Origin of the sequence: Pseudomonas sp. MIACH, assembly GCF_001269925.1 — a bacterium.
In the GTDB taxonomy this organism is placed as follows: domain Bacteria; phylum Pseudomonadota; class Gammaproteobacteria; order Pseudomonadales; family Pseudomonadaceae; genus Aquipseudomonas.
Genome location: NZ_LHVO01000015.1, coordinates 167,431 through 188,246, shown reverse-complemented (window position 1 = coordinate 188,246; position 20,816 = coordinate 167,431). Strand labels below are relative to the sequence as shown.

18 protein-coding genes are annotated in these 20,816 nt (G+C 63.9%); 4 read left to right on the top strand and 14 right to left on the bottom strand.

Annotation, left to right across the window (positions count from 1 at the left end; translation table 11 throughout):
• Positions 1 to 412: 412 nt before the first annotated feature.
• The 12 genes from gspD to AD670_RS05755 all read right to left on the bottom strand — a co-directional run bounded on the left by gspD (position 413) and on the right by AD670_RS05755 (position 10,626).
• Positions 413 to 2,635, bottom strand: coding sequence for a type II secretion system secretin GspD (gene gspD, locus AD670_RS05810; protein ID WP_053129119.1), 2,223 nt, complete (start codon positions 2,633 to 2,635; stop codon positions 413 to 415).
• Positions 2,632 to 3,156: a general secretion pathway protein GspN gene (locus tag AD670_RS05805; RefSeq protein WP_053129116.1), complete on the bottom strand. Its 525-nt coding sequence runs from the start codon at positions 3,154 to 3,156 to the stop codon at positions 2,632 to 2,634. The genes gspD and AD670_RS05805 overlap by 4 nt, the downstream gene beginning before the upstream one ends.
• Positions 3,153 to 3,764, bottom strand: a complete 612-nt coding sequence (gene gspM, locus AD670_RS05800; protein WP_024076406.1) for a type II secretion system protein GspM — start codon at positions 3,762 to 3,764, stop codon at positions 3,153 to 3,155. The genes AD670_RS05805 and gspM overlap by 4 nt, the downstream gene beginning before the upstream one ends.
• The gene (locus tag AD670_RS05795) at positions 3,739 to 4,782 is read right to left on the bottom strand and encodes a type II secretion system protein GspL (protein ID WP_053129113.1); all 1,044 of its coding nucleotides are present in this window, start codon (positions 4,780 to 4,782) and stop codon (positions 3,739 to 3,741) included. Before AD670_RS05795 ends, gspM begins: the two co-directional genes overlap by 26 nt.
• Positions 4,779 to 5,504 carry a hypothetical protein gene (locus tag AD670_RS05790; protein ID WP_053129110.1) on the bottom strand — a complete coding sequence of 242 codons (726 nt, stop codon included), beginning with the start codon at positions 5,502 to 5,504 and terminating at the stop codon, positions 4,779 to 4,781. The genes AD670_RS05795 and AD670_RS05790 overlap by 4 nt, the downstream gene beginning before the upstream one ends.
• Positions 5,501 to 6,130, bottom strand: a complete 630-nt coding sequence (locus AD670_RS05785) for a prepilin-type N-terminal cleavage/methylation domain-containing protein (protein ID WP_053129107.1) — start codon at positions 6,128 to 6,130, stop codon at positions 5,501 to 5,503. The genes AD670_RS05790 and AD670_RS05785 overlap by 4 nt, the downstream gene beginning before the upstream one ends.
• Positions 6,127 to 6,495 carry a type II secretion system protein gene (locus tag AD670_RS05780; RefSeq protein ID WP_053129104.1) on the bottom strand — a complete coding sequence of 123 codons (369 nt, stop codon included), beginning with the start codon at positions 6,493 to 6,495 and terminating at the stop codon, positions 6,127 to 6,129. Before AD670_RS05780 ends, AD670_RS05785 begins: the two co-directional genes overlap by 4 nt.
• Positions 6,492 to 6,923, bottom strand: a complete 432-nt coding sequence (locus AD670_RS05775) for a type II secretion system protein (protein ID WP_053129101.1) — start codon at positions 6,921 to 6,923, stop codon at positions 6,492 to 6,494. The genes AD670_RS05780 and AD670_RS05775 overlap by 4 nt, the downstream gene beginning before the upstream one ends.
• 9 nt (positions 6,924 to 6,932) lie before the next feature.
• Complete coding sequence (gene gspG / locus AD670_RS05770; RefSeq protein ID WP_027607415.1) at positions 6,933 to 7,358, bottom strand: type II secretion system major pseudopilin GspG; 426 nt, start codon at positions 7,356 to 7,358, stop codon at positions 6,933 to 6,935.
• Positions 7,359 to 7,378: 20 nt separating this feature from the next.
• Positions 7,379 to 8,581, bottom strand: a complete 1,203-nt coding sequence (gene gspF, locus AD670_RS05765; protein ID WP_053129098.1) for a type II secretion system inner membrane protein GspF — start codon at positions 8,579 to 8,581, stop codon at positions 7,379 to 7,381.
• Entirely contained in the window at positions 8,578 to 10,308 is a 1,731-nt protein-coding gene (gspE, locus tag AD670_RS05760) for a type II secretion system ATPase GspE (protein ID WP_053129095.1), read from the bottom strand. The genes gspF and gspE overlap by 4 nt, the downstream gene beginning before the upstream one ends.
• Before the next feature lie 93 nt (positions 10,309 to 10,401).
• Entirely contained in the window at positions 10,402 to 10,626 is a 225-nt protein-coding gene (locus tag AD670_RS05755; RefSeq protein WP_053129093.1) for a hypothetical protein, read from the bottom strand.
• 507 nt (positions 10,627 to 11,133) lie between these two features.
• On the opposite strand from AD670_RS05755, the gene AD670_RS05750 reads away from it, so the two are divergent.
• Entirely contained in the window at positions 11,134 to 13,884 is a 2,751-nt protein-coding gene (locus AD670_RS05750) for a glycoside hydrolase family 3 protein (protein ID WP_053129089.1), read from the top strand.
• Positions 13,885 to 14,373: 489 nt separating this feature from the next.
• Here AD670_RS05750 and AD670_RS05745 read toward each other — a convergent pair whose 3' ends face one another.
• Both AD670_RS05745 and AD670_RS05740 read right to left on the bottom strand, forming a co-directional pair.
• On the bottom strand, positions 14,374 to 14,988 hold the full coding sequence (locus AD670_RS05745; protein WP_053129086.1) for a TetR/AcrR family transcriptional regulator: 615 nt from the start codon (positions 14,986 to 14,988) through the stop codon (positions 14,374 to 14,376).
• A gap of 62 nt (positions 14,989 to 15,050) precedes the next feature.
• Positions 15,051 to 16,091 (bottom strand): LacI family DNA-binding transcriptional regulator, encoded by a 1,041-nt coding sequence (locus tag AD670_RS05740; RefSeq protein WP_053129084.1) that lies wholly within the window; start codon positions 16,089 to 16,091, stop codon positions 15,051 to 15,053.
• A 209-nt stretch (positions 16,092 to 16,300) separates the two neighbouring features.
• Here AD670_RS05740 and AD670_RS05735 point away from each other — a divergent pair, with 209 nt between their 5' ends.
• The 3 genes from AD670_RS05735 to AD670_RS05725 are packed head-to-tail and all read left to right on the top strand — an operon-like array spanning position 16,301 to position 20,746.
• Positions 16,301 to 18,484 carry a TonB-dependent receptor gene (locus AD670_RS05735; RefSeq protein WP_053129081.1) on the top strand — a complete coding sequence of 728 codons (2,184 nt, stop codon included), beginning with the start codon at positions 16,301 to 16,303 and terminating at the stop codon, positions 18,482 to 18,484.
• Position 18,485: 1 nt separating this feature from the next.
• Positions 18,486 to 19,817, top strand: a complete 1,332-nt coding sequence (locus AD670_RS05730; RefSeq protein WP_053129078.1) for an LLM class flavin-dependent oxidoreductase — start codon at positions 18,486 to 18,488, stop codon at positions 19,815 to 19,817.
• Entirely contained in the window at positions 19,814 to 20,746 is a 933-nt protein-coding gene (locus AD670_RS05725) for a sulfonate ABC transporter substrate-binding protein (RefSeq protein WP_053129075.1), read from the top strand. The genes AD670_RS05730 and AD670_RS05725 overlap by 4 nt, the downstream gene beginning before the upstream one ends.
• Positions 20,747 to 20,816 lie beyond the last annotated feature (70 nt).

The window sequence follows — 20,816 nt, the reverse complement described above, 5'->3', positions numbered from 1 at the left end:
TGTGGCGAGCGGGCTTGTCCCGCGTTGGGCCGCGTAGCGGCCCCAAAACAGCCGCTATGGAGTTTCTGATACACCGCATTCAGCTTTACTGGGGCTGCTACGCAGCCCAACGCGGGACAAGCCCGCTCGCCACAGGGGAACTCGCCAGTCTCTGAAAATTGTGTAGATACCTATGTCCCGATGAGTATGGGTATCTACACAACGTTGTATTAACCAACGGTAACCACGATGCGAAGCGAGCCGCCCTTGATCTTGCTTTAGATCTTGATCTCAGGCGCCCCGTTGTAAGGGCGGAACCCATAGCGGCCGTTACCGCAGCAACGGATATGTACCCGGTCCAATCCAAAAAAATGGTCGGCCCAGAGGCCGCCATCGGGGGCAAGTCGAATCGTCGCACCGCCCCTCCCACATTTCAGTTAGCCGGCTTCAACAGCTGCATCTGCTGGCGATAGTCATCCGTCACCTGCCGCGCCTGGCTGCTGCTGGTAATCACCCTCGGGGTAATCAGCACAATCAATTCCGTGCGGTCCTTGGACTTGCTGGTATTGCCAAACAACCAGCGCAACCCCGGAATTTTCCCAAGGTAAGGCACCGCACTGACACTCTCCGCGTTGTCCTGCTTGATCAACCCGCCCAGCAATACCGTTTGCCCACTTTGCACCGCAACCTGGGTCGATACCGAGCGCGTGGAGATACGTGGGTTGGCCTGGGTGTCGTTGCTGGACGCCTGTTGGTCCTGGGCATCGCTGACCTGCTGCTGAATGTCCATGTACACCAAGCCACCCGGATTGATACGTGGCACGACGTCGAGGATCACCCCGGTCTGCACGTATTCAACACTGCTCAACGTGGTGTCGGAGGTGCCCGTGTTGACCGTGGTCTGGCTGATCGGGATGTTGTCGCCGACCTGGATCTGTGCCGGCTGGTTGTTCATCACCACCAGCGACGGCGCCGACAGCACCTGGGTGCGGCCGTTGGTTTCGAGGGCGTGCAGGGCCACTTGCAGGTTGGAGCTGACGAAGGAGTAGAACAACGAATCCGTCGCGCCCAACCCTGCCCCGCCGCCGCCCAACGCACCTTGGCTGCCGGCGGTGTTGCCGACGGTGGTGCTGGTGGAATTGCCCGCGAGGCGGCCGAGGTACCACTGCACGCCAAGGTCCAATTCGCCGGTGAGCTTGACCTCGAGGATGCGCGTTTCGATCTGCACTTGCAGCGGTGGGTTGTCGAGGCGTTTGATCGCCGATTCGATCTCTTTCCACTGCACCGGGCGGGTGCGGACCAGCAGTTGGTTACTGCTTTTTTGCGCGGTGATGCGGGTGCCGGCGTCGAGGCTTTTGGCCGGAGCGTCTTCGGTCGCGCCCTGCTCGGCATTGTCTTGCTCGGCGTCGGGGGCTTGCTCCTCATCCTCAGCGGCGGGTGGGTTGCCATTGAGGTTGTTGCTCAGGCCACCCGGCGTGCTGCCGGAAGTGCTGTTGGTGCCCGGCGAGGACAAGGTCGCGGTGCGCAAACCGGGGGCTACCTTGGCCGGGGTGTCGTCCTTGATCGCACCCGTGCCGTAGATCTGGCGCAGGTACTTGGCCAGGTCGGTGGCCTTCATGTTGCGCACGTCGTAGACGTACATCTGCGGCTCGTTGCCGCCGCCTTCGTCGATGGTGTGGATCCAGTCGCCGACTTCACTGAGGTACTGCGGCTGCGACGAGATCGCCACCACCGAGTTGGTCCGCTCGATGGGCAAGAAGCGCACCATGCCGGCCAGGGGCATGCCGCTGTCGGGGCCGAACATTTTTTGCAGCTCGGGCATCAGCTCGGCCACCGACGCGCGTTGCAGGCCGAACACGCCCACCGACATGCCCTTGAGCCAGTCCACGTCGAAGGTGTCGATGGTGTCCTGGTAATTGGCCAGTTCTTCAGGGGTGCCGGCCAGGCTCAGCACATTGCGCGCCGGGTCCACCAGCAGGAAGGCGTTCTCGCGGGCAAACGGCTTGAGCAGTTTCTGCATCTCGGTGGCCGAGATATAACGCAACGGAAACAGGCGTGCCGACAAACCGCTGGACGGCTGCGACACGCGCATCTCCGGCACCAGCTTGCCCGCCACGGCCTGGTTGGCCGGCAGGATCACATAGCGGTTGCCCTGTTTGATCATGGCGTTGTCGGTCCACGACAACAGGGTCTCCAGAATCGACAAGGCCTGCTGCTTGTTCACCGGCTTGGACGTGGAAAAGCTGACATTGCCCTTCACGCCCTGGGCGATGCTGTAGTTCTCGTGCAGCAGGTCGCCCATCACGCTGTTGATCACCGCTTCGATCGGCTGGTCGGCGAAGTTGAACACGATGTCACCGCTGCCCTCTTCCTTGGCGGCCGAGACCGCTGCCGGTTGGCGCACGAACTGCTGGTTGCCGCGTATCAACTGGCGCTGGGGCGGTGTCTTCGCCTGGGGTTGGCCGCTGTCGACCGGTGCCTGTTCGCTGGCCGGGTCCACGGGTGGGCGTTGCGAACCGGTGCCCTGCATCGCCTCATGCAGCAGGGCCTCGTCCGGGTCGAGATGCTCGGGGAAGGTGCCGCAGCCACCGAGGGAAACGGCGGTGGCCAGGCAGAACACGGTGGTGCGCAAGGCGCCAGGGAAGGTATCGATCAAGGGGTGGACTCGTGAGGAAGGGTAATCGGGGGTGTGGTGGATGGCGGCGGCAAACGCAGGGCCCGCAGGCTCAGGGTTTGCGTGTGGCCGTCGAGTACAAAGCGGGCATCGCGGGGCGTCAGGTGTTCCAGGCGCCAGCCATTGGGCAGGGTCTGGCCCTGCTGGACTTTGAGCGGCGGGCCATCGGCACGCTTGAGCAGCGCCACGCGCAGGTCGCCGTCGAGGACGATACCGGTCAGCACCAGGCTCGACAGGCTGGAAACGGCGGCTTGGCCCACCGCACGGTCGGGGCTGCGGTCGGGGCTGAACAGCGGCACTTGCCAGGTGCCGGCCAGGCTGTCGAGGGTCGCGCTCGGCGCCACCAGCACCTTGGCGGCGGTAGTGGCGCGCGCATCGGGGTCCGGCGCCGGCAGCCACTGCGGCGCATCGCCGATGCTGCTGAGGATGCCGACCATCAGCAGGCCCAACAGCCCGGCCACACCGAGCAACAGCCATTCCAGGGGACGCAATGCATTGATCATCGTTGCACCTGCCGGGCGGCGGCCGGTTGCAGGTAACCGCGCACCAACAGGTGCACCACCAGTTGCCCGGCGCCGCCACTGGCCGGTGCGTTCGGTGGGCGGCGGATGCTCATCTCATCGACAAACAGAAACGGCCGCTGGTACTCCAGCTCATGCAGGATCGCAGTCAAGGGTTCGATGGCGCAGTTGAGGGTCAGGCTGACCTTGACCTGGCGATAGGGCTCGGCGTCGTCCTGCTCCGGGGTGATGGGCATGCGCTGGGTCAGGCTGCAACCGCCACCGAGGCCGGCGCGGCTGTTGATCAGGTCGGCGATGCGTTGCATCAGGTCCGCCGCCACCGCACTCGGGTCGTCGCCGGGCAACAGGCTGGTGCTGCTGGCCGGGTCCTGCCGCGCCTGTTCCAACTGTTGGCGCAGGCTGTCGCCCTGGCGCAACACGCCGGCGTAGCGTTGCTGCTGTTCACGCAGCTGCTCGGCTTGCTCGCCCATGCTGCGCAAGGGGCCGGCGAACCAGCTGTCGATCAACAGCCAGTAACCGGCGCCGAGCACCAGGGCCAGGGCGATCAGGGCCGCGCCACGGCGTTCACGGGGTGTCAGTGGTCGGCGCATCAGCGGCCTCCTGGTGCAGGTGGGCGCGCAAGGAAAATTGATCCTTGCCGGTTTGCGCATCGGGTTGGATCACCCCTTCGAACTGGGCGTTTTCCAGGCTGTGGCAGCCCTTGATCCGAGTGATCAAGGCACTGGCCTTGGCGCTCTGCCCGGAGAAGGACACGTCGGCGCCGTCGTTGACTTCCAACTGGTCGAGCCAGGTGTCCGAGGGCAGGCACGCGGTCAGCTCGTTGAGCAGCGCCGCCAACGGCGGTTGGGCGGCCTTGCGGCGAATCAGGTACTGGGCGGCGCCACGGGTATTGAGCAGTTGCTGGCGCAGGGCCTGGATCTCGGCGACCTGGGCTCTCTGCTCGCGCACGCTGTGCTGCATGGCATCGAGCACGCGCTGGCGGTCGTTGAGCCACAGCAGCATCGCCGCGATCAGCAAGGCGCCGCATAGCCACGGCAGGCTGCGTTGCAGGCCCTTGCCCTGGGGGCGCTGACGGGGACGCAACGGCGCCGGCAGCAAGTCGATGCCCATGGGTTTGCCTGCGCTATCGGCGACATCCACGGCATGGGGCTGCAAGCCGAGGACCGCGCAGTCATTGAGGATCTGGTCGAGGCGCTCCCGCAGGATCGCCACCAGCGTGACGTGCAGGTGCGTGGGGGTGCGGCGCTCCTGGCGCGCGACAAAGTACAACTGGGCGGCGTCGAACGGCGTGAAGCGGTCCAGTTCATAGCCCACCACCGTCGACAGGTTGCGCGCTGCCGCCGGGGGCAATTGCAGGGTTTGCACCAGCACCGTTTCAGGCGGCAGCACCAGCACCTGACGCGCTTCGCCAGGCAGCTTTTCAACCGGCGCGGTCAGCGGCCAGGCGTAGACATGCTCGGGAATATCGGCAAACGACAACCACGCCGGCAGGCAGCCGCGCAGCTCCTTGAGCCACAGGCGCCAGCCCAGTTGCAGCAGGCTGCCGCGCCAGCGCTGGGTGATGGGCTGCGCCAGCGCCTGAAGCCGTGCGGTTAACTGTTCGTTCATTCTTGCCAACGTAAGACTCGATAAGGTTGTGCGCTGCCTTGCGCGGGGCTCAATAACACGGTGGCTTGCACCTGGGCGTGGTAACCGCCGGGGCGTTGGGCGCGGCTGCTGACCACCAGCACCTCGCCGGGATCGGCACCCACCGCATTCTGATGCGGCAGGTTCAGTGCGCGGCGCATCAAGGCACTGGCGAATGCCGGATCGGGCCGGTCCAGGCCGCTCCACAGGCTGATCTCGGGCACCAGTTCGCTGTACAGCGCCTGGGTCATGCCCGGCAGTTGGCGCACTTCTTCCACCACGCGAAACGGTGCCAGGCCCTGGTTACGCCGCACTTCCAGGGCTCTGGCGAGTTGGTTGGCCTGGGCCTGGGTCGCACCGCAGGCCAGGGCCAGGCGGGCAAAATCGCCCACCTCGGCGCTGTTCAAATACAACTTGCCGCGCTCGCTGTGCAGGCTGACGCGCAGCTGCGCATCGTCGAACAGCAGGGGGATTTCACGTCCGTCGGCAATCCACTGCTTGCGCTGCAACGGGTCGGCGACGGCCTGCATCGCCAGCGCCACCCCGGCCTCGGCCGCCAGCACCGCCTGGGTGTGCTGGCGGTGCCAGGCGGCCTGGCGGGTTTCCAGTTGCACCCAGCCGGCCAAACCGCCGAGCAACAGGCTGAGCAAGGCCAGCACCCACAGCACCAGCAGCAGGGCCACACCGCGTTGATGCCGGATCATTCGGGCGCCCCGCCGGACAGGTTCAGGCGCAAGGCAACCACCTGGGTCACCCACGGCACCGGGCCATTCACCCGTGCGTCAATCCGCACCGTGTAAGGCAGGCGCTTGGTCCACGGCCACGTACTGATCCAGCCGGTGGCCTGGCCCTTGGGCGACACGCCGCGATAGCTGAATTGCAGGTCCTCGACATCCTTCAACAACACCTGCGGCTCACTGCGCGCCGCCGGAACACTCACCTGTGCCTCAGACTCAAACCGTGCGAACGCCACCTGCAAGTCGCGCTGCGATTCGGGCCCCACCAACTGCAAGGTGAAGCGCTGGATACCGCCGCCGAGCACACCCGGCAAGGTCGCGACAAACTGCATACGCTGGGGACCACCGGCGAAAAAGCCATCGGTCTGGCTGTCGTCCTCGGTCACATCCAGCGGTAACGCCTCGCTGATGGCGGTGCGCAAAAACTGCTGCGCGGCACGCATTTCATCCAGGCTGACCGTGTAGCGCTGGGCCTTGAGCACGGCGCGATTGGCGCCCAGCAACGCGCCGCCGATCAGGGTCAGCAACACCCCGAGCAGGCTCAGTACGATCATGATCTCAAGCAAGGTAAAGCCCTGCTGACGCGCCTTCACAAGCCAGCCCCGACGCTGGCAGCGCGCAGTTTCAAGGTGCTGAAACTGGCCTGGCGCGGGCCTTCGCTGACGGTGAGATCCAGGCGAAACAGATGGGCCTGGCCGACGCGACTGGGCTGCTGGGCGATGCGCAGTTGCCAGGCAATACCGTCCAACTCGCCCTGGCGTGTGCCGCTGGCCAAAGGGCCCATGCCTTCCTGATCCATCACACTCAAGGCGGCATGGGTCAGGCGGTCGCTGTGGGACACCTGCAACAACGAGCGTGCGCTCTGGCCGAAGGCGACCAACAGCACCGTGCTACAGATCGCCATCAGCGTCAGCGCGGCGAGCATTTCCAGCAGGGTAAAACCCGCCTGGCGCTTCATGGCAAGGCCTTGGATTCGACGCTGCCGGTCAGCCAGCCAATGTCGATGCGCCAACGCCGACTGCCGTTGGCCAGCAACACGTGGCCGCCGGTGGAGCTGCCATCCGGGTAGAAATCCACCGCAGCGCCGGCTTGCTCGGCAGTGTGCAGGGTCACTTGCAGCCCGGCCGGCCAATACTTTTTCGGACGGCCCGGCGCCTGCACGCTGAGGTTGCGCAAATCAAACACAGTGCTTTCGGCGGTGCCACTGACAATCGCCCGCGCCCGCGTGCTACGCAATGCCTCGACCACCTGCCCGACGGCCTGGCGCTCTTTGGCGGCGCGCAGGCCTTGTTGCAGGCCAAACCCTACCAACCCGGCCGCGATGCTGATCAAGACGATCACCACCAGCATTTCCAGCAAGGTAAAGCCGCGTTGGGCGTTGGCCATGGTCGTGGGTTATTCCCAGTTGCCCAGGTCGGCGCTGTAGCCTTCGCCGCCGGGCTGGCCGTCCTGGCCGTAGAAAATCAGGTCGAACGCACCGTGCTCACCGGGGAAGCGATAGCCGAAGGCATGACCGAACGGGTCCTTGAGGTCCGACGGTTTGGCATACGGCCCGGCCCAACCGGCGCTGTTACCTGGCTTGTCGACCAGTTGCTGCAGGCTCTTGGGTGGCGAGCCGACGTCCAGGCCGTAGCTTTCGATTTTCATGCTCAGGCTGGCCAGTTGGGCCTTGCCCGCGCCGTATTTGCCCTTGTCCACATTGCCGCCGACCTGGCGCACCACGATGGTCGCGACAATGCCCAGCAGCACGATCACGGCGAGCATTTCCAGCAAGGTAAAACCGCCCTGGCGGCGGGCGGGCTTGAATCGGGTATGGCGCATCAGCGTGTTTCCTTAAGGGTTCATATATTGCTGGTCAGGCTCATCAGCGGCAGCATGATCGCCAGCATGATCACCGCCACCAGCACCGCCATGACCACGGTCAGGGACGGCACCAGCGCGGCGAGCAGGCGGTCGATACCGCGTTTGGCTTCGACGTCGAACACCTCGGCGACCTTGAGCAGCATGCTGTCGAGTTCGCCGGCCTGTTCGCCGACTTCAATCATTTGCAACGCCAGATCCGGCAGCAGCGGCTCGCTGCCGAAGGCGCTGGCCAGGGTGCCGCCGCCCTTGACCGACTCGGCGGCGTGGGCGACCTGGGCTTGCAGGGCGCGGTTGGTGCAGACCTGGCGGGCAATCACCAGTGCTTGCAGCAGCGCCACACCGTTGCTCAGCAGCGTGCCGAGGGTACGGGCCAGGCGGGCGGCTTCGACCCGTTGCAGCAACGGGCCGATGATGCGGATGCCCAGCACGCGGCGGTCATAGCGTTCGCGGCGCTGGGGATCGCGCAGGCGCGCGGCCAGGGCCCATGCGCCGACAATCAACCCGGCCAGCACTACCAGGCCGTAGGCCCCGAGGAATTGGCCGAGGCCCAGGATCACCTCGGTGATCAGCGGAATCGGCACGCCCAGGTCCTTGAAGATCGGCACGAACTGCGGCACCACGTAGGCCAGCAGCAGGGCCAGCGAACCGAGCACGCCGACCACCAGAAACGCCGGGTAGATCAGCGCGTTGATCACTTCGCCCCGGAGTAACTGGCTGCGCTCCAGGTAGTCGCTGAGCTGGCGCAGGGTGTCTTCGAGGGCGCCGCCCGCCTCGCCGGCGCGGACCATGCTCAAGTACAGCGGCGAGAACTGGCTGCCCTCCGCCTCCAGCGCCTTGGATAACGGCTGGCCGGCCTTGACCTGTTCGCGGATACGCTCGATCAACGCACGGGTCTGCGGCTGGCCGGGCTGCTTGAGCAGGATGCCCAGGGAGCGTTCCAGCGGCTGGCCAGCCCCCAATAGCGTGGCCAACTGTTGAGTGAAACTGACCAGGGCCGCGCCGTTCAACTGGCCCCGGCCGAAGGCCTTGCGCAGGCCCTGGGCACCCGCCACCTCGATCTGCAACAACAGCAAGCCGCGCTTGTGCAGCGCGGCGACTGCAGCGTCCTGGTCCTTGGCTTCGAGGGTGCCGTTCTGCGCTTGGCCCTGGCTGTCGAGGGCGCGGTATTTGAACAGGCTCATGCGCCCTCCCCCCGGGTGACGCGCAACACTTCTTCAAGTGACGTGACACCAGCCACGGCCTGGCGCAGGCCCTCTTCATGCAAGGTGCGCAGGCCGCCACGGCGGGCGGCCTGTTCGAGGGTGGCGGCGTCGGCCTGGCGCATCAACAGGCTGCGCAGTTCTTCGTTCATCACCAGCAGTTCGGTGATCGCACTGCGGCCGTGGTAACCACCGCCCGGCGCATCGGCGCGGGGGCGATAAAGCATGATCGGGCGCTGCTCGGTAAACCGGTCGAGGCCGTGTTCGGCGATCAATTCCGCCGGTGCTTCGAAGGCTTCGCGGGTGGCCGGGTCCAGGCGGCGCACCAGGCGCTGGGCGAGGATGCCGTTGACGGTCGAGGCAATCAGGTAGCTTTCGACGCCCATGTCCAGCAAGCGCGTGATACTCGCCGCCGCGCTGTTGGTGTGCAGGGTCGAGAGCACCAGGTGGCCGGTGAGGGACGACTGGATGGCGATGCGACAGGTTTCCAGGTCGCGGATTTCACCGATCATGATCACGTCCGGGTCCTGACGCACGATGGAGCGCAGCGCGCCGGCGAAGTCCAGGCCGATGGCCGGCTTGACCTGGATCTGGTTGATGCCCTCAAGCTGGTATTCCACCGGGTCTTCGACGGTGATGATCTTGCGCTCGGCGGTATTGAGCCGCGACAGCGCGGTGTACAGCGTGGTGGTCTTGCCCGAGCCGGTGGGCCCGGTGACGAGCAGGATGCCGTGGGGCCGTTCGAGTACTTCGAGGAAGGTTTCCAGGCGCTGGCCATCGAAGCCCAGGCTCTGGAAATCGAACTGCACGGTCTGGCGGTCGAGCAAACGCATGACCACCGATTCGCCAAAACTGGTGGGCACCGTGGACACCCGCAAGTCCAGCTCCTTGCCCTGGATGCGCAGCATGATGCGCCCGTCCTGGGGCAGGCGCCGCTCGGCGATGTCCAGGCGCGCCATGATCTTCACCCGCGAAATCACCGCTGCCGAAGAGCTGGACGGCGGCGCCTCGGCGTCGTGCAGTACGCCGTCGATGCGGTAGCGCACCTTGAGCTGATTTTCGAAGGGTTCGATATGAATGTCCGAGGCGCGATGTTCTACCGCGCGCTGCAGAATCAGGTTGACCAGGCGAATCACCGGCGCTTCGGAGGCCATGTCCTTGAGGTGTTCGATGTCTTCCAGGGCGCCACCCTGCTCGTCGAGGTTTTCGATCAGCGTGCCCATCGCCGAACGGCCCTGGCCGTAGTAGCGCTCGATCAGGGTTTCGACTTCGTTGCGCGGGCCCACGGCCAGCCACACCGGCACGCCACAGGCATAGGCCATGGCCTGGAACGGGTAGACCAGCGACGGGTTGGCCGCCAGCACCCGCAGGCCGCCCTGGCTCCAGCCCACGGGCACCACTTGGTAGTGGCGCATGAAGCGTTCGGTCAATACCGGCAATGGGTCCAACAGCGGCGGCGCAGCATCGGCCAGCAGCAGCGGTGCGCCGAGCAGGTCAGCCCAGGCACGGGCCAGCTCTACTTCCGAGACCAGCCCCAGGCGCGTGAGCAGGCCGAGCAACTCGGTGTCGCCGCCCTCCTGGGACAGACGTCGGGCGCGCTCCAGGTCAACGGTTTTCAACCCAGCGTGTTGCATCAGCCACGCGCAGACCTGTTCGGTGTGCGGGATGTGCAGTTGGCAGGCATTGAGAGGCGTTGAGGAGCTGGGCATGGGTAAAAATCTGAGGGGCGATGTTCTAAAGGGCTATGGGAGACCCTTGTGGGAGGGGACTTGCCCGCTCCCACAGGGGACCGCGTTTCCCCGTTAGTTCGAGGTCTTCGGCGCGGCCTGGCTGCTGCTCAGCGGCCGTCCACCCTTGGTGGTTTCAGCCTTCTGCTTTTTAACCGCCTTGGCATCGTGGGTCTGGGTCAGCACCGTGGAATCGGCAGCCCCGGATTTCGCATCGGCGTCGGTGGACTCCGCCGCCATCGCCGCGCCACTTAGCGCAACGCCCAGTACAACACCGGCACCCAACAGGGAAATCTTCATCAACTTTCTCCAGATCAAAAACAGCAGATAGCCCAAGTGGCGCCTTGAACTCGATCAAGACCCTACACCAAAGCGTTGTGTATGACAGCTTGTGTAAACATGGCATTTTAGAACTACCGAGCAATGCCACTAGTTAGCCACGACTCGACAAATTTTCTTAAACCAATCGACTAGTAGGTTTAGCCTTAGTTCCAAAAGGTAAGAAATTATTTCTTATTTCACGCAAAAATTAGCTTTTGTTTGACTTCCAAGCGCAAGAATTGCCTTAATTATGCGGTTTTTGCGGTTCAAAATGCCATCTCGTGATATCGCTTAGACACTATCCACAACAATAACTAATACAATTATTACACTTATAAAACTGCGAAATTCGCCAAATAGTTGCAATTAGCCATCGGTTAAAAATTGCGATCACGGGCAACTATTGCCCAGAAAAAAGTGACGAGGTGCAGTGCAATACGCACTTCTCGGCGCCCCATGTTTACTGAACTGTTGTCGGAGAGACCCATGAATAAACGCAAAATGATCGGTGCACAGTCGGCCTTCGCCCTGCTGGCACTGGCCGTGTCCCAGGTGCATGCGGCCACCAGCCCGGCCCTGGATGAAGGTCGGGTAAGCCGCGCGGAAAAAGCCGCGGACAAGACCCTGGCGAAGATGACCATGGAAGAAAAACTCGCCTACATCGGCGGCACCGGTGGTTGGGACGTCAAGCCACTGACCCAGTACGGCATCCCGCAGATTCACGGCGCTGATGGCGGCGTGGGCGTGCGCTACACCAGCGAAGGCAACGCGCAGGGCGTGGTCTACCCGTCGGGACCGAACCTGGCCGCCAGCTGGAACCCGCGTCGCGCCATCGACCTGGGCCGTGCCCTGGGCTATGACACCGCCAGTGGCGGTTATCAGTTCGTCACCGGCCCCGGCGTGAACCTGTACCGCATGCCGTACAGCGGCCGGGCGTTCGAGTACTTGTCCGGTGAAGACCCGTTCCTCGGCGCCAGCCTGGCGCCGGCCGTGATCAACGGCATTCAGTCCCGTGGCGTGTGGGCCAACGCCAAGCATTTCGCCGCCAACGACCAGGAAAGCAACCGCTTCCACCTCAATGAAATCATCAGTGAGCGCGTGCTGCGCGAGATGACCCTGCCGCCGTTCGAGTCCGCCTCGAAGAACAGCAAAGTCGCGATGATGATGTGCGCGTTCCAGAAGGTGAACGGCGAGTTCGCGTGCCAGAACAAGCACCTGATGCGTGACATCCTCAAGACCGAATGGGGCTACCCGGGCTTCGTGCAGAGCGACTACAACGCGGTGGTCGACGGTTTGCCGGCGGCCCAGGCGGGTACCGACCTGGACATGATGGGCTACCAGATGAACAGCACCATCCTCAAGCCGTACCTGGACAGCGGCGAGCTGAGCAGCGCGACCATCGATGACAAGGTGCGCCGCATCCTCAAGCAGATCTACCTGTACAAGTTCGACAGCAAGGCGCCGCTGACCAGCCACAACATGAACAGCGCCACCAGCAACCGCGTGGCCCTGAACGCCGCCCGCGAAGGCATCGTGCTGCTGAAAAACCAGAACAGCCTGCTGCCGCTGGACGCCAAGAAGGTCAAGCGCATCGCCGTGGTCGGCGCCCTGGCCAAGTACGCGCCGCCTACCGGTTTTGGCAGCGCCAACGTCATGGCCGCCAACTACATCAGTGAGCTGAGCGGCCTGCAACAACTGGCGCCAGGCGCCAAGGTCGAGTTTATCGACGGGCTGTCCCTGGACCCGGCCACCTCGACCTGGACCCATGCCGACAGCAATGGCAACAGCGTCAAAGGCTTGAAGACCGAGTTCTTCAGCAACACCAACTGGTCCGGCGACCCGGCCGCCAGCCGCACCGACACCCATGTCGACCTGGACTGGTCCACCGACAGCCTACCCGTGAACGGCGATACCGCCGCCACCTCGATTCGCTACAGCGGCCAGATCACCCCGACGGTCAGCGGCGAGCAGGTGTTCAAGGTGCGTGCCGACGGCGCCGTGCGCCTCTACGTCAACGGCAAGAAAGTCCTCGACAACGGCGACGGCAAACCGCTGCCGAACAACAGCATTCCGCCGACCATCCCGGTGTTTGCCAAGGTCAACCTGGAAGCCGGTAAACCGGTCGACATCAAGCTGGAATACTCGCGCCGCAACGGCTACCTCTCGACCATGGGCGGCCTGGTCGGCGTGCAGATGAGCTGGGCCTCGCTGGTAGCGCCGCAGGACCTGGCCCAGTACGACGCGGTATTGGTCGCGGCCGGTAACAGCAATGAATACGAAGGCGAAGGCTTCGACCACAGCTTCGACCTGCCCGAGTACCAGAACCTGCTGATCCAGAGCATCGCCAAGGTCAACCCGAATACCGTGGTCACCCTGCACGGCGGCACCGGCTTGAAGATGAGCGACTGGATCGACCAGGTACCGGCCGCGCTGCATGCATTCTACCCTGGGCAGAACGGCGGCCAGGCCTTGGCGGAGATCCTGCTGGGCAAGGTCAACCCGTCGGCCAAGCTGCCGATCAGCATCGAGCGCAACATCGAAGACAACCCGATCTACGCGACCTTCCCCAAGTTCGACAACCAGGAAACCCTGGCCGAGATGAGCTACAAGGACGACCTGTTCCTGGGCTATCGCGGCTACGAGAAAAAGGGCATCAAGCCGCTCTACCCGTTCGGCTACGGCTTGTCGTACACCACCTTCGGCTACAGCAACATCAGCGTGACCCCTGGGGTGGCGGTGGCCGGTGCGCCGATCAAGGTGTCGTTCGACCTGGCCAACACCGGCAAGGTCGCGGGTGCCGAAGTGGCCGAGTTGTACGTGGGCCAGAACAACCCGAAAGTCGAACGCGCGATCAAGGAACTCAAGGGCTACAAGAAGGTGTTCCTCAAGCCGGGCGAGAGCAAGCGCGTGACCATCGAGCTCAACGATCGCTCGCTGGCCTACTACGACGTAGCGAGCAAGCAATGGGTGGTGGATGCCGACAGCTTCAACCTGTCGGTGGGCGCGTCGTCCCAGGATATTCGCCTGAACGCCAAGCTGGTCAACCCGTTCCGCCAGGAACTGTCGACCACCACCAGCAACCCGCTGCCGCGCTCGGCGCTCAACTCGACGCTGCGTGAATCGACGGTGAAGACCGGCGGTGTGCTGCATCAAAATGAAGGCGACAGCGGCACCAGCGACGGTGATGGCTATGACATGAGCGATGACAGCAGCCAGGGCAGTGCCACCGGCAACTGATCCCTGTGGGAGGGGGCTTGCCCCCGATGAGCATGGGTATCTACACAACTGTGTAGCAGCCAACGCTAACCACGATGCGAAGCGAGCCGCCCTTGATCTTGATCTTTCTTTTGATCTTGATCTTGATCTCAGGCGCCCCGTTAACCACGCTGGCCGGAATTCGATAGTGATTTGGGGGGTAAACCGGCAGGGATGCCGGTTTAGCCGCCCCGCGCCATGGATGGCGCGTGGCGGCGGCCCCCCACATCACTGTCGGATTACGGGCACACCGAGCCTGGGCGAGGTGCCGAGTGGTGGGGCGAAGCGTTTTTGGTTACTTTTGGCGCTCTTCCAAAAGTGACCCGCTGTAAGAGCGGAACCATAGGCAGCCGTTACCGCAGCAACGGATATGTACTCATTCCAACCCCAGCACATGGCCGGCCCAGAGACCGCCATCGGGGGCAAGTCGAATCGTCGCACCGCCCCTCCCACATGTTGACAGTGTTCAACTCAGGTTCTGATGGCTGCCTCGACCCGCGCGATGTAGCTGTCAAACCGCGCCACCAGGTCCACCTGCTCCGGAAAGCGCAGCCACTGGATCTGCAGGCCATCCATCATGGCCAGGATTTCTTCCACCAGCCCGGCGATGTCCACATCGCTGCGCACCTCCCCCGCTGCGACCAGGTCGGCAAACTGCCCCTGCAAGCGCCGCTGGATCCCCGCATAACGCTCCTGGAACCACGCCCACGCCGGCTGGGTGTCGAGCAGACTTTCGGCATTCAAAATGGTAAACGCCCGCACCACCCCCGGCGCGGTGGCGTTCGAACGGTTGATCGCGCGCAGGCTGCCGAGCAATCCGCTCAGGGACTTTTCGGCGCGTACTTCATCGGCGATTCGTTGATTGACCTCATCGCGACGTTGCAGCACGCCCATCAATAGTGAAATTTTGCTGGGGAAGTGATGCAGCACACCGGCCACGGAAATACCGACAATGGCCGCCACCTTGGCCACTGACGCACCGCTGTAACCTTCCAGGGAAAACACCTGCAAGGCCGCGTCCAGCAGCTCTTCGCGGCGTTTTTCACCTTTGGGGGCGCGGCGGGTCTTGGGGGCGAGCTCGGTCATGGGGACATCCTTGTGGGCAGGCTTGCACCGTATCCAAATTGCCCCTGGGCCGCAAATAAAGCTCAGGCGCTTTCCCGTTCGATCAGGCGGCAGTCCAACAGGTTCAAACGCTGGACTTCATCCTCCACCGGCACGACCCCGAGGCTTTCCAGCACCCGCGTGGCCGCCAGCACACCGATTTCCAAGGCGGGCGGCTTGATGGTGCTGAGGCTCGGCAACAGCATTTCGGCAAACGGATAATCGCCAAACCCGAGCACGGCGCAGTCCTGTGGGATCTTCAGCCCGGCGCGCTGCCCCGCCAGCAAACCACCGGCGGCGAGGTTGTCATTGGCGAAGAAGATCGCGTCGGGCGGGGTGGCGTGGCTCATCAAGGCTTCCATCGCCTGCTTGCCGGCTTCGAAGGGCGCGCTGTCGGCGTCCGGGACGAAGACCCGGGGCTGTACACCCAGTTCGATCAGGGTCGCGGCAAACCCATCACCCCGCTCCAGCGCGCTGAAGTCGCCCGTAGCGCTGTTCTGCACGAAGGCAATGCGCCGATAGCCCTTGCCATGCAGGTAGCGCGCGGCCGTGACGCCGACATCGTAGTGGGAAAAACCGATCTGCACCGGCGCGCGTTCGGGCACGTAGTCCCAGGTTTCCACCACCGGAATATCGGCGTCGGCGATCATCTTGTCGGTGCCCGCGCTGTGGAAGCGGCTGGTCAGCACCAGCGCCGCCGGCGACCAGCCGAGGAACGCGCGCACCGCGCTTTCTTCCTGCTCGGCGCTGAAGTAGCTGGATGCCAGCAACAGCTGATAACCGTGACGGCTGAGGGTGTCGCTGAAGCCCTGGATCGTGTTGGCAAAGATCGGCCCCGAGATGTTCGGGATCACCATCGCCACGATCCGCCCCCGCGCCGACGCCAGCCCGCCGGCCACCAGGTTGGGCACATAACCCAGCTCGGCCACCACCTCGGCGATGCGCTCGCGACGCTCGGGCGAGACCTGCTCCGGCTGGTTGAAATAGCGCGACACGGTGATGGCCGACACCCCGGCCTGGCGGGCCACAGTGTTCAAGGTGACGCGCCCGGCGCCACGGCGCTTGCGCGGTTTCTCTTCGCTCACGGGATCATCCTGCTAACAACCAAAAAGAATATAGGAATAATTTTTAAGTCTTTGACGCTCTAAACCCGAGCTACCAATAATGCCGATGTTAGCGCTAACAAAGCGCGCTGTCTGCTACTCGCTCAAGCGAATGCCCACGACAGTTTTCACAGGCGCTGACGGTCGCAAGAACCGCAGCGGTTCAGGGCATTTTTTCGAGCGAACACACCATGCACAGGCACACGCACTTATTCCTTCTCGCCGGTCTGACCGCCCTCCCCGTGCCCGGCGCCTTTGCCGCTGACGAACAGGAGCCCACGCTCAAAGCGGTGACGGTCACCGCCACCCGGCGTGAAGAGTCACTGCAAAAAGTCCCGGTGGCGGTTTCGGTGCTGGACGGCGAACAACTGGAGCGCGACAACCGCAACGGCGTCGCAAGCATTGCCCAGCAAGTGCCGTCGCTGAACTTCCGCACCGGCGCCTCGAACAAGGACACCTCGCTGTTCGTGCGCGGCGTGGGCACCATTTCCACCTCTCCTGGCGTGGAGCCGACGGTGGCCACGGTGATCGACGGCGTGGTCTACGCGCGCCCCGGCCAGGCCACCCTCGACCTGCTGGACCTGGAACGCATCGAAGTGCTGCGCGGCCCGCAAGGCACCTTGTTCGGCAAGAACGCCTCGGCCGGCGTACTCAACATCACCAGCAAGGCGCCCACCGCCGAGACCCACGGCTATATCGACCAGGCGTACTACAGCGGCAATGAAAGCCGTACCCGTTTCGGCATCGGCGGCAGCCTGGTGCCGGATGTGCTCAAAGGCTCGATCAGCACGCTGTTCGGCAGCTACGACGGTAACGTCGATAACCAGCACAACGGCCAGGAGGTCAACGGCTACAACCACAAGGGCATCCGCGGCAAGCTGGAATTCACCCCCAACGATGAGGTGAAACTGACCCTGATCGCCGACTACATGCAGTCCCACGACGACGCGCCGAATGGCGTGGTCAGCAAGTCCCTGAGCCCGGCCTTCACCAATGCCTTGAGCCCGGTGCGCGCCTCCAGCGACAACCGCGACATCAACACCGATACGCGCAGCCATGTCGAAGACACCAACAAAGGTTTATCCGCTCAGTTGGACTGGAACCTCGGTGACTACACCCTGACCTCGATCACCGCCTGGCGCGGCTGGGACAACACCCAGTACCAGGACGGCGACCGCCTCGGCACAGTGACCGCCGCCTTCCCCGGCACCGCCGACAAGGGCGAGCTGGCCTTCGACCAATACTCCCAGGAACTGCGCCTGGCCTCGCCCAAGGGTGAGTTCCTGGAATACGTCGGCGGCCTGTTCTACATGCACGGCAAGGACGAGGAAACCTATCAGCGCACGCTCACGACCACCACGCGCACCGACCGTGGCATCGCCGACTACAGCACCACCAGCGACAGCTACGCGGTGTTCGGCGAGACCACGCTGAATTTCACCTCGCGCTTTCGTGGCATCGCCGGTCTGCGCTACACCCACGATGACCTGAAATACGATCACCGTCGCGTCTCCACCTCGGCCACTACGGTCAGCGGGATTCAACCGGCCACCTCCAGCTCCGGATCGGTGGACGAAGACGGCTGGTCCGGTCGCCTCGGGGTGCAGTACGACATCAGCGACAGCGTCACCAGCTACCTGACCTACTCGCGCGGCTACAAGGGCCCGGCCTACAACGTGTTCTTCAATATGCAACCGCGCGACACCGATGCGCTCAAGCCGGAAACCTCCAACACCTGGGAAGCCGGGATCAAGGCCACCGCCTGGAACAACCGCCTGACCACCAACCTGGCGGTATTCCACAGCGATTACGACAACTACCAGGCGAACTTTTTCGACACCGTCGCCGGCCAGGTCGTGACTCGCCTGATCAACGCCGGCAGCGTCAGCACCGAAGGCGTCGAGCTGGATTACGCCCTGCAGGCCACCCAGCAACTCAAGCTCTCCGGCGCCCTGGCCTACACCCGTGCGCGCATCGATGAGTTCGCCTGCCCGGCGGGCGCAGCAGCGACGTGCAACGTGAATGGCAAGCCACTGCCCTTCAGCCCGGACTGGAAAAGCTACGTGCGCGCCGACTACACGATCCCGCTGGATAACGGCCTGGACATCGAACTGGGCACCGACTACAGCTGGCAGAGCGAAGTGCAGTACGACATCAGTCAGAACGTCGACACCAAGCAAGGCGCCTATGGCATCTGGAACGCCAGCGTGGCCCTGGCCGACTACACCAACGGCTGGCGCGTGGCGTTGCTGGCCAAGAACCTCGCCGACAAGTCCTACTCACCGCTGCTGGCCAGTGGCGGCAACTACATCTACCGCGCCGTACCCCGTGACGATGAGCGTTACTTCGGCGTGCAACTGCGCAAGGATTTCTAGCATGAGCCGTCAACTGAAACTCGGCGCCTTTCTCATGGCCACCGGGCACCATGTCGCCGCCTGGCGCCACCCGGACGTGCCGGCGGATGCCGGGCTGGATTTCGCCCAGTACAAACACCTGGCGCGGGTGGCCGAAGCGGCGAAGTTCGATGCGCTGTTCGTGGCCGACAGCATCGCCGCCGCCACCGGTGAGATCGCCAGCCATATGGCGCGCTCGGATCATTTCGAGCCGCTCACCCTGCTCTCGGCGCTGAGTGCGGTGACCGATAACATCGGCCTGATCGCCACGGCGACCACCAGCTACAACGAGCCCTATCATGTGGCGCGCAAGTTCGCCTCGCTGGATCACCTGTCCGGCGGCCGCGCGGGCTGGAACCTGGTGACCTCGGACAACGCCGCCGAAGCGCAGAATTTTGGCCGCGACGAACACCTCGGCCATGGCGAACGCTACAGCCGCGCCAAGGAGTTTCATCAAGTGGTGACCGGGCTGTGGGACAGCTGGGAAGACGATGCCTTTGTGCGCGACAAGGCCAGCGGCAACTATTACGACCCGGCGAAGCTGCATGTGCTGGACCATGTGGGCGAACACTTCCGGGTCAAGGGCCCGCTGAATGTGGCGCGCTCGCCCCAGGGCCAGCCGGTGATCGTGCAGGCCGGCTCGTCCGAAGCCGGCCGTGAGCTGGCGGCGCAGACCGCCGAGGTGGTGTTTACCGCACAGACCTCGCTGGCCAATGCCCAGGCGTTTTATGCCGACCTCAAGGGCCGCCTGAGCCTGTACGGGCGCGGGCCGGATTCGCTGAAAATCATGCCCGGCGTGTTTGTGGTGGTCGGGGCGACGGAGGCCGAGGCCCAGGCCAAATTCGAGGCATTCCAGGCGCTGGTTGAACCGCAGGTGGGTGTCGCGTTGCTGGGGCGCATGCTGGGCAATTTCGACCTGTCCGGCTATCCGCTGGACGGGCCGTTGCCGGAGCTGCCGTTGACCGACAGCGGGCAACGCAGTCGCCAGCAACTGCTGAGTGACTTGGCCAGCCGTGAGCAACTGACCCTCGCGCAACTGGGTCGGCGAATTGCCGGTGGCCGGGGGCATTACAGCCTGATCGGCACGCCTACGCAGATTGCCGATGAGCTGCAAAACTGGTTCGAAAACGGCGCGGCCGATGGCTTCAATATCCTGGTGCCGCACTTGCCGGGTGGGTTGGAAGACTTCGCGCAATGGGTGGTACCCGAGTTGCAGCGGCGCGGCCTGTTTCGCACTGAATACAGCGGTTCCACCTTGCGCGAAAACCTCGGCCTGGCGCGCCCGGCCCATCGTTTTACAGAGGCTAGAGCATGAAAATCCCCGCACTGATCCTGGCCCTGCTGGCCGTGACGCAAACCGCACTGGCCGCCGACCCCGCCGCCCTGCGTATCGGCTACCAAAAGGGTTCCATCGCCCTGGTACTCGCCAAGCAACATGACTTGCTGGAAAAGCGTTTCCCGAAGACGCAGGTGAAGTGGATCGAGTTCCCCGCCGGCCCGCAGATGCTTGAAGCGCTGAACGTGGGGGCACTGGACGTGGGTTCCACCGGCGACATCCCGCCGCTGTTCGCCCAAGCCGCCGGGGCCGACCTGGTCTACATCGGCGCCGAACCGCCCAAGCCCAGCGCCGAGACTCTCCTGGTGCGCAACGATAGCCCGCTGCATTCGGTCGCGGACCTCAAGGGTAAGAAAGTGGCGTTCCAGAAGGGTTCCAGCTCCCACAACCTGATCCTGCGCGCGCTGAACAACGCCGGCCTGAGCTACAAGGACATCCAACCGGTGTACCTGCCCCCGGCCGATGCGCGAGCGGCGTTCGAACAAGGCAGCGTCGATGCCTGGGCGATTTGGGAACCCTACTCGTCACTCGCCTTGAGCCAGAGCCCCAGCCATGTGCTGGCCAATGGCGAAGGCTTGGGTTTGTCGGGTCCGGTGTACACCGCCCGGCGCGAGTATGCGCGGGACAACGGGGCGTTTATCCATGACCTGCTCGACGAACTCACCGCCGCCGAAGCCCTCACCCGCAGCCAGCGCGAAGACAGCCTGAACGTACTGACCGACTTCATGGGCCTGCCCGCCGACGTGGTTGCACGCTACATGGACAACCGCCCGCCTTCGCCGATTTTGCCGATTGATGACAAGATTATTGAGGCGCAGCAGGCGACGGCGGATCTGTTTTTCCAGAATCGGTTGTTGCCCAAGGCCATTGAGGTCAAGAAGGCTGCGTGGAAATCTGAAGCCAACTGAGATCCTAATGTGGGAGGGGGCTTGCTCCCGATAGCGGTGTGTCAGTCACCTCATGCATTGACTGACCCAC